Annotated in this window: 12 protein-coding genes; 11 read left to right on the forward strand and 1 reads right to left on the reverse strand. The window is 72.0% G+C overall.

The window, feature by feature from the left end; all coding sequences use genetic code 11:
- Positions 1-152: 152 nt before the first annotated feature.
- Positions 153-1,262 (forward strand): GDSL-type esterase/lipase family protein, encoded by a 1,110-nt coding sequence (locus OG858_RS04860; RefSeq protein WP_319065148.1) that lies wholly within the window; start codon positions 153-155, stop codon positions 1,260-1,262.
- A gap of 76 nt (positions 1,263-1,338) precedes the next feature.
- Positions 1,339-2,988, forward strand: coding sequence for a cellulase family glycosylhydrolase (locus OG858_RS04865; RefSeq protein WP_319262066.1), 1,650 nt, complete (start codon positions 1,339-1,341; stop codon positions 2,986-2,988).
- Positions 2,989-3,018: 30 nt separating this feature from the next.
- On the opposite strand, the gene OG858_RS04870 is transcribed toward OG858_RS04865, so the two are convergent.
- Entirely contained in the window at positions 3,019-4,500 is a 1,482-nt protein-coding gene (locus tag OG858_RS04870) for an MFS transporter (RefSeq protein ID WP_319065146.1), read from the reverse strand.
- A 375-nt stretch (positions 4,501-4,875) separates the two neighbouring features.
- Here OG858_RS04870 and OG858_RS04875 point away from each other — a divergent pair, with 375 nt between their 5' ends.
- The 9 genes from OG858_RS04875 to OG858_RS04915 all read left to right on the forward strand — a co-directional run bounded on the left by OG858_RS04875 (position 4,876) and on the right by OG858_RS04915 (position 15,565).
- Positions 4,876-6,351, forward strand: a complete 1,476-nt coding sequence (locus OG858_RS04875) for a hypothetical protein (protein WP_327743146.1) — start codon at positions 4,876-4,878, stop codon at positions 6,349-6,351.
- A gap of 105 nt (positions 6,352-6,456) precedes the next feature.
- On the forward strand, positions 6,457-7,716 hold the full coding sequence (locus OG858_RS04880) for an AAA family ATPase (protein ID WP_319065246.1): 1,260 nt from the start codon (positions 6,457-6,459) through the stop codon (positions 7,714-7,716).
- Positions 7,713-9,020 carry a vWA domain-containing protein gene (locus OG858_RS04885; protein WP_406194839.1) on the forward strand — a complete coding sequence of 436 codons (1,308 nt, stop codon included), beginning with the start codon at positions 7,713-7,715 and terminating at the stop codon, positions 9,018-9,020. The genes OG858_RS04880 and OG858_RS04885 overlap by 4 nt, the downstream gene beginning before the upstream one ends.
- Before the next feature lie 203 nt (positions 9,021-9,223).
- Positions 9,224-10,480, forward strand: coding sequence for an ATP-grasp domain-containing protein (locus OG858_RS04890; protein WP_328545115.1), 1,257 nt, complete (start codon positions 9,224-9,226; stop codon positions 10,478-10,480).
- Positions 10,477-11,352 (forward strand): Rossmann-like domain-containing protein, encoded by an 876-nt coding sequence (locus tag OG858_RS04895; RefSeq protein WP_319065141.1) that lies wholly within the window; start codon positions 10,477-10,479, stop codon positions 11,350-11,352. Before OG858_RS04890 ends, OG858_RS04895 begins: the two co-directional genes overlap by 4 nt.
- A complete protein-coding gene (locus OG858_RS04900; RefSeq protein WP_086749977.1) occupies positions 11,349-12,449 on the forward strand; it encodes a PLP-dependent cysteine synthase family protein in 1,101 nt (366 codons plus the stop codon). Before OG858_RS04895 ends, OG858_RS04900 begins: the two co-directional genes overlap by 4 nt.
- Positions 12,446-13,531 carry a mandelate racemase/muconate lactonizing enzyme family protein gene (locus OG858_RS04905; protein ID WP_328545114.1) on the forward strand — a complete coding sequence of 362 codons (1,086 nt, stop codon included), beginning with the start codon at positions 12,446-12,448 and terminating at the stop codon, positions 13,529-13,531. Before OG858_RS04900 ends, OG858_RS04905 begins: the two co-directional genes overlap by 4 nt.
- Positions 13,515-14,777: an MFS transporter gene (locus OG858_RS04910; protein WP_086746398.1), complete on the forward strand. Its 1,263-nt coding sequence runs from the start codon at positions 13,515-13,517 to the stop codon at positions 14,775-14,777. Before OG858_RS04905 ends, OG858_RS04910 begins: the two co-directional genes overlap by 17 nt.
- The gene (locus OG858_RS04915; protein WP_319262079.1) at positions 14,774-15,565 is read left to right on the forward strand and encodes a class I SAM-dependent DNA methyltransferase; all 792 of its coding nucleotides are present in this window, start codon (positions 14,774-14,776) and stop codon (positions 15,563-15,565) included. The genes OG858_RS04910 and OG858_RS04915 overlap by 4 nt, the downstream gene beginning before the upstream one ends.
- The last annotated feature ends 15 nt before the right edge of the window (positions 15,566-15,580 follow it).

The raw sequence follows: 15,580 nt of genomic DNA on the forward strand, positions 1-15,580 counted from the left end.
AAGCCATCGAAAGGATGATCCCTTTCCGAGGTGGCCGACTCGCTCTCTCGCGGACACATCAAGCCACCCGTGCAGCCGTCTTGACGCGTCAATGACAACGATGGCAAGTTCGGATGGGAGCGCTCCCATATCACCCAGGGTAGGGACCCACCATGCGCAGAACCCGCCACTCCCCCTTACGGCACCTGCCACTTCTCGGCCTTCTGACCGCCCTGCTGCTCCCCTTGGCGCTGACGTTCGCGCCGGTCGCCACCGCAGCCGACACCACCGCGGCCCCCGTGCGCGTCATGCCGCTCGGCGACTCGATCACCGGCTCGCCCGGCTGCTGGCGGGCGGTGCTGTGGAACCGGCTGCGGAACGCCGGCCACACGGACATCGACTTCGTCGGCACGCTCGGCCCGCAGGGCTGCGGGCAGGAGCACGACGGCGACAACGAGGGCCACGGCGGCGAGTTGGTGACCAATGCCGCCGACCAGAACCTGCTGCCCGCCCGGTTGGCCGCGACGCTTCCGGACATCGTTGTCATGCACTTCGGCACCAACGACGTGTGGAGCAGCATCGCCCCCGACCGCGTTCTCGCCGCATACACCAAGCTGGTCGGGCAGATGCGGGCCTCCAACCCGCACATGCGGATCATCGTCGCCCAGCTCATCCCCCTGAACCCCGGTAGCTGCTCGGGCTGCGCGCAGCGCGTCGTCGACCTCAACGCGCGGATCCCCGACTGGGCTCGGGCCACGAGCACCGGCGACTCGCCCGTGACCGTGGTCGACCAGTGGACCGGGTTCAGTACGGCGACCGACACGTACGACGGGGTGCACCCGAACGCCGCGGGCGACGACAAGATCGCCGCCCGCTGGTTCCCGGCGCTGAGCGCGGTGCTGGACGCGGGGGTACCGGGTGACCCGGGCGACCCCGGCGATCCGGGTGGCGGTCAGCCCGCGTGCGGCGCGGCCTTCCGGGCCGGCAACGTCTGGCAGGGCGGATACCAGGGCGAGGTGACGGTGACGAATACGTCCACGTCCACCGTCTCGGGCTGGACCGTGACCGTCCTACCGGCCGACGGGGCCCGTCTCACCCAGGTCTGGAACGGGACCTCGACCACGGCGGCCGACGGCACGGTCACGGTCACCAACGCCTCGTGGAACGGCACGCTCGCGCCGGGCGCGAGCGCCACGTTCGGCTTCGTCGCCACGACGTCCACGACGGCCGGGACGCCGTCGGCGACGGTCGGCTGTACGGCGAGGGGGACGGCCTCCTCATAACGACCGAGGCCTCCTCCCCCGTTCCCCTCCCCTCCCCCCTCCCCCTCTCCCCCACTCGCCTCCTCCTGGAGCCGCCATGAGATTCCGTACGCGCACGCCGGCCCTCGCCCGCACACCCCGCACAGCCACCCTCGCCGCGGCCCTTCTCGGTCTGCTCCTCCCCCTGTTCGCCTTCGGCGCGCCGGCGCACGCCGCGGCGCCCGGCTTCCGTATCGAGAACGGCCGGCTCCTTGAGCGCTCCGGCAACGACTTCGTGATGCGCGGCGTGAACCACGCCCACACCTGGTACGCGAACCAGATGGGCTCGCTCGCCCACATCAAGGCCAAGGGCGCCAACACCGTGCGTGTGGTCCTCTCCAGCGGTGACCGGTGGACCCGTAACGACACCGCCGACGTGACGAACGTCGTGACGCAGTGCAAGCGGAACCGGCTCATCTGTGTCCTGGAGGTGCACGACACGACGGGCTACGGCGAGCAGAGCGGGGCGGTCACGCTCTCACGGGCCGCCGACTACTGGATCGGTGTGCAGAGCGCGCTGACGGGTCAGGAGGACCACGTCATCGTCAACATCGGCAACGAGCCGTACGGCAACAACAACTACGCGGGCTGGACGGCCGACACCAAGGCGGCGATCCAGAAGCTGCGCACCGCCGGATTCGACCACACGATCATGGTCGACGCCCCCAACTGGGGCCAGGACTGGGCGTTCACGATGCGTGACAACGCGGCTTCCGTCTTCGCCGCCGATCCGGACGCCAACACGATCTTCTCCATCCACATGTACGGCGTCTTCGACACGGCGGCGGAGGTGAACGACTACCTCAACCGGTTCGTGTCGGCCCGGCTTCCCATCGTGGTGGGCGAGTTCGGGCACGACCACTCGGACGGCAACCCCGACGAGGACGCCATCCTCGCCACCGCGCAGCGGCTCGGCCTCGGCTACCTGGGCTGGTCCTGGAGCGGCAACGGCGGCGGCGTCGAGTACCTGGACATGGTCACGAACTTCGACCCGAACCAGCTGACCAGCTGGGGCCAACGCCTCTTCAACGGCGCGAACGGCATCGCCGCCACGTCCAAGGAAGCGGCGATCTACTCGTCCTCCGGCGGCGACACCACTCCCCCGACCGCCCCCGGGACCCCGAGCGCCTCCGCGGTGACCTCCTCGTCCGCCACCCTGACCTGGTCCGCCGCCACCGACGCGACCGGCGTCACGGGCTACGACGTGGTCCGCGTCAACGGCACGACCGAGACCGCCGCGACCACCACCACGGGAACCTCGGCCACGCTCACCGGCCTGTCTCCCGCCACCTCGTACAGCTTCGCGGTCTACGCGCGCGACGCGGCAGGCAACCGCTCGGCGCGCTCGGCAGCGGTGACCGTCACGACCTCCTCCGGCGGTTCCACGGCGGCCTGCGCCATCGGCTACCGGGTGACGGGCGAGTGGCCCGGCGGGTTCCAGGGCGAGGTCGTCATCCGCAACACCGGCACCTCGGCGGTCGACGGCTGGACCCTCCGCTGGACCTTCCCCGACAGCCAGCGCGTCTCCAGCCTGTGGGGTGGCACGGTGGCACAGTCCGGCGCGGCCGTCACCGTCACCGCCGCGGCGTACACCGCGAACATCCCCGCGGCGGGCTCGGTCACCCTCGGCTTCACGGCCACCCGCGGGAGCGCCAACCCGGCTCCGACCGCGTTCACACTCAACGGGGCCGCCTGTACGACTACCTGATCCCCATGGCCCTCGGATCCCCTTGACTCCTCAGCCCGGACCCGGCCCCACCCCGCCCTTCAGTCGCTCCAGGTCGGAGGGCCGGACCTGGATGGCCAGTACGGCGATCAGGGCGGCGACGACGGTGAAGACGGCGGCCATGACGAAGGCGGCCGAGACGCCTGCGGTGAGTACCTCGTGGGACCAGGGCGGCGGGAGCTGCCCGGTCTGTTCGAACCGCAGGCGCTCGGCCGGCGTCGCCTGGGAGAGGAACTCCGGGACCTGGTTCTCCGCCTCGTTGGTGCTGGCCGTGCCGTACATCGTGACGAGGATGGAGAGGCCGAGTGAACCGCCCACCTGCTGGGTGGCGTTGAGGAGTCCGGAGGCCGCGCCGGTCTCGGCGGTCCGGACGTCGGAGAGCGCCATCAGGGTCAGCGAGACGAACTCCATGCCCATGCCGAGGCTGAAGACGAGCATCGGGCCGAGGACGCTGCCGACGTACGTGGAGTGCACGTCGGTCAGGGTCAGCCAGGCGAGCCCGACCGCGCACAGGATCGCTCCCCCCACCATGAAGGGTTTGGGCCCGTAGGTGGGCAGGAACCTCGAGGCCAGTGCGGCGCCGACCGCGATGACCGCGCTGACCGGCAGGAAGGCGAGCCCGGCCTGCAACGGGCTGAAGTCCAGCACGTTCTGCACGAAGAGCGTCAGGAAGAAGAACATGCCGAAGATGGCGGCCGCGAGACACAGCATGATTCCGTAGGTGCCCGCCCGGTTCCGGTCGCGGAACATGTGCAGCGGTGTGATCGGCTGCTTCGAACGCCGCTCGACCAGGATGAACAGGGTGAGGAAAACGACGGCGCCGGCGAACGAGGCCATCGTGAGACCGTCCCGCCAGCCCTCCTGCGCGGCCCGGATGAAGCCGTACACCAGGAGCACCATGCCCAGGGTGGAGGTCAGCGCGCCGGTGATGTCGAAGTGTCCCGGGTGGCGTTCGGACTCCTTGATCCAGCGCGGCGTCGCCAGCACGATCAGCAGTCCGATCGGCACGTTGACGAACAGCACCCACCGCCAGTTCAGCCACTCCACGAGGATGCCGCCCGCGAGGAGCCCGATCGCGCCGCCGCCGGCCGAGACGGCCGCGAACACCCCGAACGCCCGGTTGCGCTCCGGGCCTTCACGGAACGTCGTACTGATCAGCGCCAGGGATGTCGGGGACGCGATGGCGCCGCCGACGCCCTGAAGGGCGCGGGCGGCGAGGAGTTGGCCGGCGTTCTGGGCGAGGCCGCCGAGAAGCGAGGCCAACACGAAGAGCAGTACACCGAAGACGAAGACCCGCCGCCGGCCGAGAATGTCACCGGCCCGCCCGCCCAGCAGCAACAGCCCGCCGAAGGTCAGCGTGTACGCGTTGACCACCCAGGCCAGGCTCGTCGTCGAGAAGTCCAGTGAACGCTGGATGTCCGGCAGCGCGATGTTCACGATGGTGATGTCCAGCACCACCATCAACTGACACGACGCAAGGACGAACAACGCCATCCCACTCCCACCACCACCCGTTTCCCGGGTGGTGGTGCGCTGTGGGGAAGTCGGCTGAGGATTGCTCATGGCGTATCGCAAAGGCAGGGTCCGGTGAACGGTTCCGTCCACCGCCGCGTTCACTGTTCGACCGTACGCCGGTGCTCTGGGCACCACCACTTGAGCCCGGCGTCGCTTTGGCGAGCGTACGGTGACCGTGTCGAGGGGGCGTTCGACGGGGCGAGTGCGAGGGGCCCGTCCAGGGTGTCAGCGGTGCGTACGCGCACCCGCACGAAAAAACAGGTGCGGGATCGGCACGGGTGGAGTTACGGTCACCGCGATGACTACACATTCCCTCGGCAGAACAGGAGTCCCGTCCGCGCAAGGTGAGTGCTGATGCTCACTGATGTCGCGAACGGGGATTCCCGGATTTCCCTCTGGTTGCGGGTGCGCGAGTTCGCCGTGCCACCCTCCATGATCGAGACTGCGACCGCCCGCCGTGCCGTCGGCGACTGGGCCGGGGCATGTGCCGCCGCAGGGATCGACCTCGACCTCGACATGCGTTCCCTGGCAAGCGGTCACGGCAAGGAACTGGCGGCCCGAGTCCGAGCCGATCTCCGGCACTTGGCTCCGGATCTGCTGCGCTGGCACATGCCGCGGATCGCTCCCGACGGGCTGTTGCGTCCAGGCCTGACCATCACCCTGGCTCGTTACCACGCGGCGGGGCTCGACGGCCCGGACCCCGTGCACCTCGTGGCCCGCACTCCGCCCGCCTGGGCAAACGCCGGGCAGCGGATCGGCCTCGCGTTGTGGGACGGATCCCGCTCCGGGGCCGGCTCCCGCGGTCATCCGCATCCGCGCCCCAGCCGCCGGTACCGGCTCGATCTGCACCGCCATCTGTGGGATGCGCGCAGGGCGGGTGAGCTGCGGATTCGTTCTGGATCCGAGCGGCCCCCGGGCCCGCGACCGCCGGGATGGGAGGAGTGGGGGGCGCCTGCCACGGAGCGCGGCTGTGCCGTCGAACGGTGGGTGGAGGAGGCGGCGATCGTGTTGCGCGCCGAGGGGCGGTCCACCGGGACGGTCCTCGTGCGGTGCGGCACCCGGCGTCGATTCCTCATGGACCTGGCCCTGAGCCCGGCCCCGGACCTGAACCTGGGCCTGGACATGGACCTGGAACCGAGCCCGGGTTCGGGCGCGGAGGCCCACACGGATTTCGGCAACGGGTCACCCGCCCCTCGGATCACGGCCGTATCCGGCGACGACGGTGCTTTCACCTCGCTGCCGGTCCTGCCCGACGCCGCGACCTGGGTGCTGCCCGATCTGGAGCTGATCCGTGCCGGTGCGATCGACGTCGGGCGGCTGCATCCGCTGGTCGCGTCGGCCCTGACACCGGGTCAAGCGCGCTCGGGCCCGCCCGAGGCTCCGGACCCGGCGGGGCGCCCACGGATCGTGGAGTGCCGGGGAGAGCGGCACCGCATCGGCCTGGTCGGCGGGGCACTGGTGGCACTGGACCATGACCCGGCCGAGCTCCGGCGGGAGGAACTGCTGGTCGAACTGACCGGTACTCCCCTCCCCTGTCTGCGGGCCATCGACGAGGCACACCGTCGCCCGGACTGTCTCTCCGGCGTGCGCGAACGCCTGGACCACGGGGACATCCCCGGTGCGCTGGCCGTCGTCGAGGGGCTCCTCGGCCCCGAGGCGGTGCTGCGCGACGGCCCGCTGCGGGACGAGCTGGAGTCGGCCGCGCGACGACGGATCGCCTACGGCCTCTACCGGGCAGGCCTCGCCGATCCAAGTCGCGGCCGGGTCCGCGCCGATGTCGGCCGCCGCCCTCCCCGCCACCGCCGCCCCCGCGTCGCGACCTTCTTCTGACCGAGGACCTCGACCCGGGACCTCGACCCGGGACCTGGGTCCCACCCGCCTTCAGCCCGCTACACACCAAGGTGATCAGACATGCCCACTTGCGCCCCGTTCGCCATGCCCATCCCCTTCCCCGATGCCGGTACCGGCCCCGACCCCGACCACATCTCCTCCCAACTCGACATAGCGGGCGACCTGTTGAGCCTGCTGCGCACCACGACCACCGAACCGCGCCCCGACACACAGCTGGAGGCGCTGACCCTGGCCGTCGCCGCGGATCTGCCCGTACTGCTGTGGGGTGAGCCGGGGATCGGCAAGACCGCGGCGCTGACACAGCTCGCCGCCGCCCTGGATCTTCCGCTGACGACCGTGATCGCCAGCGTGCACGAGCCGTCCGACTTCTCGGGGCTGCCGATCGTGGGAGACGACCCGGCCGAGCAGGGTGTGCCGATGGCACCGCCGGACTGGGCGGTGCGGCTGGTGCGGGCCGGCCGGGGGCTGCTGTTCCTGGACGAGCTGTCGACTGCGCCGCCCGCCGTTCAGGCCGCGCTGCTCAGGCTGGTGCTGGAGCGGAGGATCGGCGCGCTCCAACTACCTCCCGGCGTGCGGATCGTGGCCGCCGCCAACCCTCGTTCCTCGGCGGCCGACGGCTGGGAGCTGAGCCCGCCGCTGGCCAACCGGTTCGTGCACCTGCAGTGGACGCACGACCACGAGGTCGTCGTACGGGGTCTCGGCGGGACCTGGCCGCGGGCCACCCTGCCGCGGCTCGCGCCGGAGCGGCTGTCGGAGGCGGTGGACTTCGCCCGCCGCGCGGTGTGCGCGCTGCTGGCCGCGCGCCCCAAACTCGTACATCAGCTGCCCAGCAGCGAGACCCGCCGGGGCGGGCCGTGGCCGTCGCCCCGCAGCTGGGAGATGACACTGCATCTGATCGCCTTCGCGACCGCCTCCGGCGTCTCACGCGATGTGCTCTCCCTGCTGGTCAGGGGCACCGTGGGCGACGGTCCGGGGCTGGAGCTGCTGGCCGGCCTGGACCGGCTCGACCTCCCTGATCCGGAAACCCTGCTCGCCGATCCGGCGGGGGCGGACCTGCCCCAGCGGGGCGATCTGCGGCAGGCCGTGCTCGACGGCGTGGTCGCCGCGGTCCGGGCGCGGCCGGAGAAGGACCGCTGGGACGCGGCGTGGGCGCTGCTGGTCCGGGCGCTGGAGACCGGGGCCCCTGATCTGGTGGTCGTCCCCGCGACCACCCTCGCCTCGCTGCGCCGCGACGACTGGGACGTTCCGGCGGCGATCGAGAGCCTCGCCGGAGTGGTCACCCTGTCCCGCAGGGCCGACGAGGCGGCGGCCCGTGCCAAGACGGCGACACGGGCCCGCCGATGAGCACCGACATGGGTACGGAGGTGAGCACCCTCACGGGTGCGGAGGCTGGTACCGGTGTGAGGCCCGGTTCGGCGGGCACGCGGGGCCTGGACTTCGACAAGCTCTTCACCGCCCGGCTGCAGGCGGCGCGGGCCCGCCCCTATCTGGCGACGGCGCTGTTCGCGCTGCACACCGTCGAGTCCCGGCAGGTGCCCACCATGGGGGTGGACCGGTACTGGCGGTGCTACGTCTCCCCGGACTTCGTGGACCGTACGCCGGTGGAGGAACTGGCCGGGGTGTGGGTGCACGAGGTGTCGCATCTGTTGCGCGACCATCACGGACGCAGCGACCGGGTCGCCAAGGAGCGTGGGCTGACCGGTCCCGGGGAGCGGCTGCGGATGAACATCGCCGCCGACTGCGAGATCAACGACGACGCGTTCGGCGACGGGCTGGTCAAGCCCCAGGGGGTCGTCGATCCGGCGTACCTGAGGCTGCCCGAGGGGCAGTTGATGGAGGACTATCTGCGCCGGTTTCAACTGGGGTCGCAAACACTGGAGTTCGCGTGGCTGGACTGCGGCAGTGGCGCCGACGGTCTGGAACGGGAGTGGGAGCTGGGGCCGGACGGGGCGCACGGCCTGAGCGAGCAGGAACGGGACGCGGTCCGGTTCCGGGTGGCTCAGGGCATCACCGGCCGTCCGGGGTCCGCGCCCGAGGGCTGGAAGCGCTGGGCGGAGGAGGCGTTCCATCCGCCGCAGCCGTGGCGCGCGTTGCTGGGCGCGGCGGTCCGGTCGGCGGCCTCCGCGCCCGGCGCGGGCGAGGACTACAGCTACGGCCGGCCGTCGCGGCGCTCGGCCGGCGTGCCGGGAACCGTGCTGCCGAGCCTGCGGCGCCGGCCGCCCCATGTCTCCGTGATCATCGACACCTCCGGGTCGGTGAGTGACACGGAGCTGGGCAGCGCGCTCCTGGAGGTCGCGGCGATCTCCCGCGCCGTGGGCGGCCGAAGGGACCTCGTCACCGTCGTCCCGTGCGACGCGGCGGCCCGGATCGCCCACCCGCTGTGCAAGGCCGAGGGGATCCCCCTGCTGGGCGGCGGCGGTACGAACCTGCGCGCCGGCTTCGCCAAGGCACTCCGCAGTCACCCCAGGCCCGACGTCATCGTGGTCCTCACCGACGGACAGACCCCCTGGCCCGGCTCCCGGCCACCCTGCCGGACGGTGGTCGGCCTGTTCCCGCGCCATCACCGGAGGAATACGTGGAACGAGGACGACCCCGACTACGTACCGGACTCACCGCCGGACTGGGCCCGTGTGGTCGAGATCGGTTGAGCCCCGCCGAGCGTACCGCTCGGCGAACCCGGGCCGGACCGGTCCCCACATCCGGGAACACTCCTCCACCTCCCATCACAACCCCCCCATGACAATGAAAACGATTATCGATAAGGTGGGCATGTCAAGCCGGGCGCCCCCTCCTCGTCGAGGTGCCGTCGGGCTGCCCTGACGCCTGTCCGCACCGCACGAAAAGGGGAGCTGTGGCTCATCTGTTGGTGGTCGAGAGCTGGGTCGGATCGATGAGCAGACTGCTGCCACGGGCCATCCGGGAGGGCGGGCACGAGTTCACCTTCCTCACCCGCAACCTGCACCACTACCTGCGCTCGGCCCCCGAGGGCACGGCCCATCCGCTGCTCGGCGCGCGGAACGTGGTCACGGCCGACACCAACGACGTCGACACCCTCCTTCCGGAGGCGGAACGCCTGCACTCGGTGTTCGCCTTCGACGGGGTCGTCTCGTCCTGCGACTACTACCTGCCGACGGTCGCCCGGATCGCCGGGCACCTCGGCCTCCCCGGGCCGGGCCCGGAGGCCGTCGAGAACGCCTGCCGCAAGGACGCCACCCGCCGCGTCCTCGCCGACGCCGACGTGCCCGGACCCCGTTTCGCCCTCCACGAGGAGTGGGCCGACATCGCCCGGGCGGCGCGGGAGATCGGCTATCCGCTGGTCGTCAAGCCCGTCGACCTGTGCGCGGGCATGTACGTGCGACGCGTGGACGACGAGGCCGAACTCGCCTCCGCCGTACGATCATTGGCCGACTTCCCACTGAACGCGCGCGGGCAGCGAAGGGTACCCGCCGTCCTCCTCGAAGAGCTGCTGACCGGGCCCGAGGTGAGCGTAGAGACCGTGTCGTACGCGGGAGCCGTGTACGTCGTGGGCGTGACCGACAAGAGCATCGGCGGGGCACCCGCGTTCATCGAGACCGGACACATGTTCCCCGCGGCCCTGACGGGCGCCGACGTGGAGGCCGCCGAGCAGACCGCCCTGGGCGCGCTCAAGGCGCTCGGGCTGACCGACGGCGTCGTGGCCCACACCGAGATCAAGCTGACCCCGGCCGGTCCGCGCGTGGTCGAGGTCAACCCCCGGCCTGCCGGGAACCGCATCACCGAGCTGGTCCGCCATGTCACCGGCATCGACCTCGCGGCGGCCGCCGTGGAGGTCGCCCTCGGCCGCGAGCCCGATCTGCGGCGCCGGGAGACGGGGCTGCGCAGTGCCGCAGTCGGCTTCCTCGTACCGGAGACCTCGGGCACGCTCGAAGCACTGGACGGCGGCGGGCTCGCCGACCTGGCGGACGTGTTGGAGGTTCAGCTCGCCGAGCCGGGGCGACAGGTCAGGTCGGCCGGCAGCAACAACGAGTATCTCGGCCATGTCATGGTGGGCGACCCGGCCGGGCCGGGCGCGCGCGGGCGGGTCGAGGAGCTCTTGGGCGAGCTGCGCTCCGGGCTGGTGATCCGGTGACCGCGGTCGCGCCGGTGGCCGGCGTCGCCACGTACGAGGAGCTGCTGGAGCACTCCCGTACCGGCCTGCTCGGCCCGGACCCGCGGACGTTGCGCGTCGCGGTGGCGTTCGTGACGCGGCAGGCGGTGCGGCACGACGGGCGGGGCACCGGCTATCGCAATGAGGTGCTCAGTCTGCGACTCGCCGGCGCCGTGGGGTCCTGTGCGGTCGAACCCGGTGCCCTGCCGGACGCCGCGATCGACGACTGTGTCGGCGCCGACATCGCCCGGCTCCTGGAGCATCCGCTCCTCCCGGTGCGGGTGGCCGCGCTGGACGCCTATCTGATGCATGTCGGCCCGCACACACCGGAGAACGGGGCACACCCCTTCCCGCTGTCGGGCGGTACGTCGCTGGAGAAGTCGCGGGCGCGGGCGCGGGCCGTCGTCGAGCTGCTCGATCTGCCGACGGGCGCCACGGTGCTCGTGGTCGGGGTCGTCAACTCCCTGCTGGAGGACTTGCGTTCACGGGGCCTTCGCTATGTGCCGTGCGATCTGAAGGGCGGGGTCACCGAGTGGGGCGAGGAGGTCGTCACCGACGCGCTCGGGGCGGCCGACCGATGTGACGCTCTGCTGGTCTCCGGGATGACGTTGGGCAACGGCAGCTTCGAGCCGCTGCGGCGGCACGCGCTGTCGCACGGCAAGCAGTTGGTGATGTTCGCGCAGACGGGCAGTGCGGTGCTGCCCCGGTTCCTCGGTCACGGGGTGAGCGCGGTGTGCGCGGAGCCGTACCCCTTCTTCTGGCTGGACGCGGGGCCGGGCACGCTGCACCGCTACCGCCTGGACGGAGCAGACGCCTGCTCGGCTTCCCGTCCGGCATCGGGGGACGGCCAGTGACGTCGTCGACCGTCCTGCGTGCGGTCGCCCGCCCGGAGTTGCTGTCCCTCGTCGGGCGGACGCCGCTGGCGCGCGTGACCGCCGATCTGCCCGGCCCCCAGCCGGGGTTCTGGGCCAAGTTGGAAGGGCTCGCGGCGGGCGGCATGAAGGCGCGGGCCGCCGTGTCCATGCTGCTGGGTGCCCGGGAGCGCGGTGAACTGCTGCCCGGTGCCCCCGTGGTGGAGTCGACGTCCGGCACGCTGGGCATCGGACTGGCCTTCGCGGGACAGGCGCTCGGCCATCCCGTCGTGCTGGTCGGCGACAGTGAACTGGAGCCGTCCATGCGGCAGTTGCTGCGCTCCCACGGAGTACGGCTGGAGCTGGTGGACCGCCCGGCACCCCAGGGCGGCTGGCAGGCGGCACGCCTCGCGCGGCTGCGGGAGCTGCTCGCCGTACTGCCGGGAGCATATTGGCCCGACCAGTACAACAACCCCGACAACACCGCCGGGTACGCCTCGCTCGCCGCCGAACTCGCCGTCCAGCTCGATCACTTGGACATCCTGGTGTGCAGCGTCGGCACCGGCGGCCACAGTGCGGGCATCATCGGCCCGCTGCGGCGGCACTGGCCCGCACTGCGCCTCGTCGGCGTCGACTCCACCGGCTCGACGATCTTCGGCCAGCCCGCCCGGCCGAGGCTGATGCGCGGCCTGGGCAGCAGCATCCATCCGCGCAACGTGGCCTACGACGCCTTCGACGAGGTGCACTGGGTGGGCCCGGCGGAGGCCGTCGACAGCTGTCGCCGTCTCGCGCGGGGCAGCTTCGTCAGCGGCGGCTGGAGCACCGGCGCGGTCGCGCTCGTCGCCGCCTGGGCGGCCCGCGTCCACCCGGGCGCCGTCGTCGCCACCGTCTTCCCCGACGGCCCGCACCGCTACCTCGGCAGCGTCTACGACGACGACTTCGCCACCGCCCACGGCATCGACCCCGCCTCCGCCGCCGTCCGGCCCGTCGAGATCCCCCATCCCGGCGCCGCCGAGGCCGTCGGCTGGGTCCGGTGCGGCAGGGTCCGCGACCCGCTCGAGGTCCCCCATGAGGTCCCCCGTCCGGAAGAGAGTCTGTGAAGGTCACCCAGCGCACCGTACGTCTCGAACTCGCCGAGCCGTTGCGCATCTCCCGCTCCACCATGGCCGCACGTGACGCGGTGTGGCTGACCGTCGAGGACGACGACGGGGTGCAAGGCCACGGTGAGGCCGTCACCAGCGTCTACTACGGCCTCGACACCGACACCCTGGAACGCCTGTTCGCGGACGTCGCCGCGGACCTCATACGGTTCCGCGATCCGCAGAGCGCGCTGGAGGCGCTGCGGGACGGCGGGACGGCCGGTTCCCCGCAGACTCCGCCGGCCGTGACCGCCGCCGTCGGCGCCGCGCTCCTCGATCTGGCCGGCAAGCGGGCGGGCAGACCCGTTCACCGTCTGCTGGGCGCTCCGTCCGCTCCGGTGGCCGCGACCGCCCGAACCATCGGCATCACCTCGCCGATGCGTGCCGCGGCCGAGGCCCGCCGGCTGGCCGCGAGCGGCTTCGAGGTCGTCAAGGTCAAGGCCGGGGCGCCGGACCCGGAGGACGACGTCGAACGCGTACGGGTCGTCCGCGACGCCGCACCCCGGGTGAGACTGCTTCTCGACCCCAACGGCGCCTGGACGCAGGCGCAGGCGGTCGCCCTGCTGCCGCGCTTCGCGGAACTGGGCGTGGAGGCGGTCGAGCAGCCCGTCGCTCCGGGCGATCCGGACGCGCTCGCCGCCCTGGCCGAGCACTCGCCGCTGCCCGTCATCGCCGACGAGGACGCCGTGGGGCTGGAGGACGTGCGTCGTCTGGCGGGGCGGGTGCACGGGGTCAACGTCAAGCTCGCCAAGTGCGGCGGCGTCCACGCGGCACTGCGGATCGCCGAGGCGATCGAGGGCAGCGGCACCGAGCTGATGCTCGGCTGCCTCACCGCCAGCAGCCTCGGTCTCGCACCGGCCGTCCACCTCGCCGACCGGGCCCGCTGGGTGGACCTCGACGGGCATCTCCTGCTCGCCGACGACCCGTGGACCGGGATAGGCGGCGCCGACGGGTTCGTACGGACAACCGACGCACCGGGACTGGGAGTTCGACTCCGCGCGACCGACGAAACGGGGGAGACACGCCGTGCAGACGTGGCATGAGATACGCCGCTTCCCGTTCGCGGTCCGCCTCCTGCTGGTCAATCAGCTCGGCGTCAACATCGGTTTCTACCTCCTGATCCCCTACCTCGCCACCCACCTCACCGAGAACCTGGGCATGTCCGCGGCCGTCGTCGGCATCGTCCTGGGCGTCCGGAACCTCAGCCAGCAGGGCCTGTTCATCATCGGGGGCTCCGCCTCGGACCGGCTCGGCGCGCGGGGCGTGATCATCGCCGGGTGCGCACTGCGGACCGTCGGGTTCGGGCTGTTCGCACTCGGCGACGGGCTGCCGGTGCTGCTTGCCGCGTCGGTGCTCAGCGGGCTCGCCGGGGCTCTGTTCAACCCGGCGGTGCGGGCGTATCTGTCGCAGGAGGCCGGGGAGCGCAAGGCCGAGGCGTTCGCGCTGTTCAACGTCTTCGCGACGACGGGGGCCCTGATCGGGCCACTGCTGGGCAGCGTACTGCTGCTCGTGGACTTCCGTACGTCCGCGCTGACCGCCGCCGCGATCTTCGCGGTCCTCACCGTCGCGCAGGCCCTCGTCCTGCCCGCGCGGAAGGTCGAGCCGAGCGGGGGCGGTGTCCTCGGGGACTGGCGGGAGGTTCTCGGCAACCGGGCCTTCCTGGCGTTCGCGCTCGCCATGATCGGCATGTTCACCCTGGAGAACCAGCTGTACCTGCTGCTGCCCGCCGGGGCACGGGAGGCCACCGGCTGGGACGGCGCGGCCGGTCTCGTCTTCCTCGTCGGCACGCTCGCCAATCTCACGCTTCAACTGCGCATCACCAAGGCGCTCAAGTCGCGCGGCGACAGGGCCCGTTGGATCGGTGTGGGGCTCGCCGTGACGGGCCTGGCGTTCCTGCCACCGGCCGTGGGGGCAGGTCTCGGCACCTCCGGGTGGCTCGCCGCCGTACCCGTCCTGCTCGGCGCGCTCCTCCTCTACCTCGGCCTCATGATCGCCTCGCCGTTCGTGATGGAGCTGATCCCCCGCTTCGGTCGCCCCGAGCTGACCGGCACGTACTTCGGGATCTTCTACGTCGTCTCGGGCATCGCCGCGGCCGTCGGCAACACCTTCGTCGGGTGGGCCATGGACGCCGGGGAGCGGGGAGGCCATGTGTGGCTGCCCTGGGTGTGCTGCGCGCTGTTCGGGCTGCTCTCGGCGGCCGGCGTCGCCCGGCTGCGCCGACTGGGGGCACTGCCCGCGAACCCCGCGGCCGTCCTCCCCGCCTCGGCCGGCGAGAAGAGCAGCGCATGACGCACGGCAACCTCCTCACCGACAACCCCGAGCTGTACGAGGCCCGTTTCCCCGACCCCGAGCGGCTGGCCGGGCGTTGGGCCGAGGACTGTCTGCGGCGCCACGGGGCCGGACCACGGGTCCTGGACATGGGCTGCGGCACCGGACGCGACGCCGCCCACCTGCACGGCGCGGGCCGTACGGTGACCGGCGCCGACCTCTCCGAGGCGATGCTCGCCCATGCCCGCGCCCGGCACCCCGGCCCGGCGTACGTGCGGGCCGATCTGCACGGCTTCGACCTGGGCCGGGCGGCCTTCGACGCGGTCGTCTGCCTGGACAGCTCACTCCTCTACTGCCACACCGACACCGAGCTCGACGGCTTCCTCTCCTCCTGCCGCCGGGCGCTCGCACCCGGCGGGCTGCTGGTCGCGGAGATGCGCAACGGCGCCTACTTCCTGGGGCGCACGGACCTGCTCGACACTCCGGCCGTCAACGCCTTCACCTGGCAGGGCACCGCCTACCGGTCCACCACCACCCTCACCGTGGACCGCACCGCCCAACTGCTGCGCCGTGTCCGCGTCTGGACCTCGGACGACGGGACGCCACCCACCGAACAGCGTTCCGCCTGGCGGCTGTTGTTCCCGCAGGAGCTGCGCCACGTCCTGGCCGCACACGGTTTCGAGGTGCTCGAACTGCACGACGGGCCGGGCCCGCGCACCGAACCGCCCTGGCAGGAGGGGCGGTTGCCCGGCCGCTCGGCGGACGCGGACCGGCTGCACGTCGTCGCGCGACTCGTCTCCGCCCACTGATCTCTCCTTCCCTTC

Source organism: Streptomyces europaeiscabiei, from assembly GCF_036346855.1.
Taxonomy (GTDB): domain Bacteria; phylum Actinomycetota; class Actinomycetes; order Streptomycetales; family Streptomycetaceae; genus Streptomyces; species Streptomyces europaeiscabiei.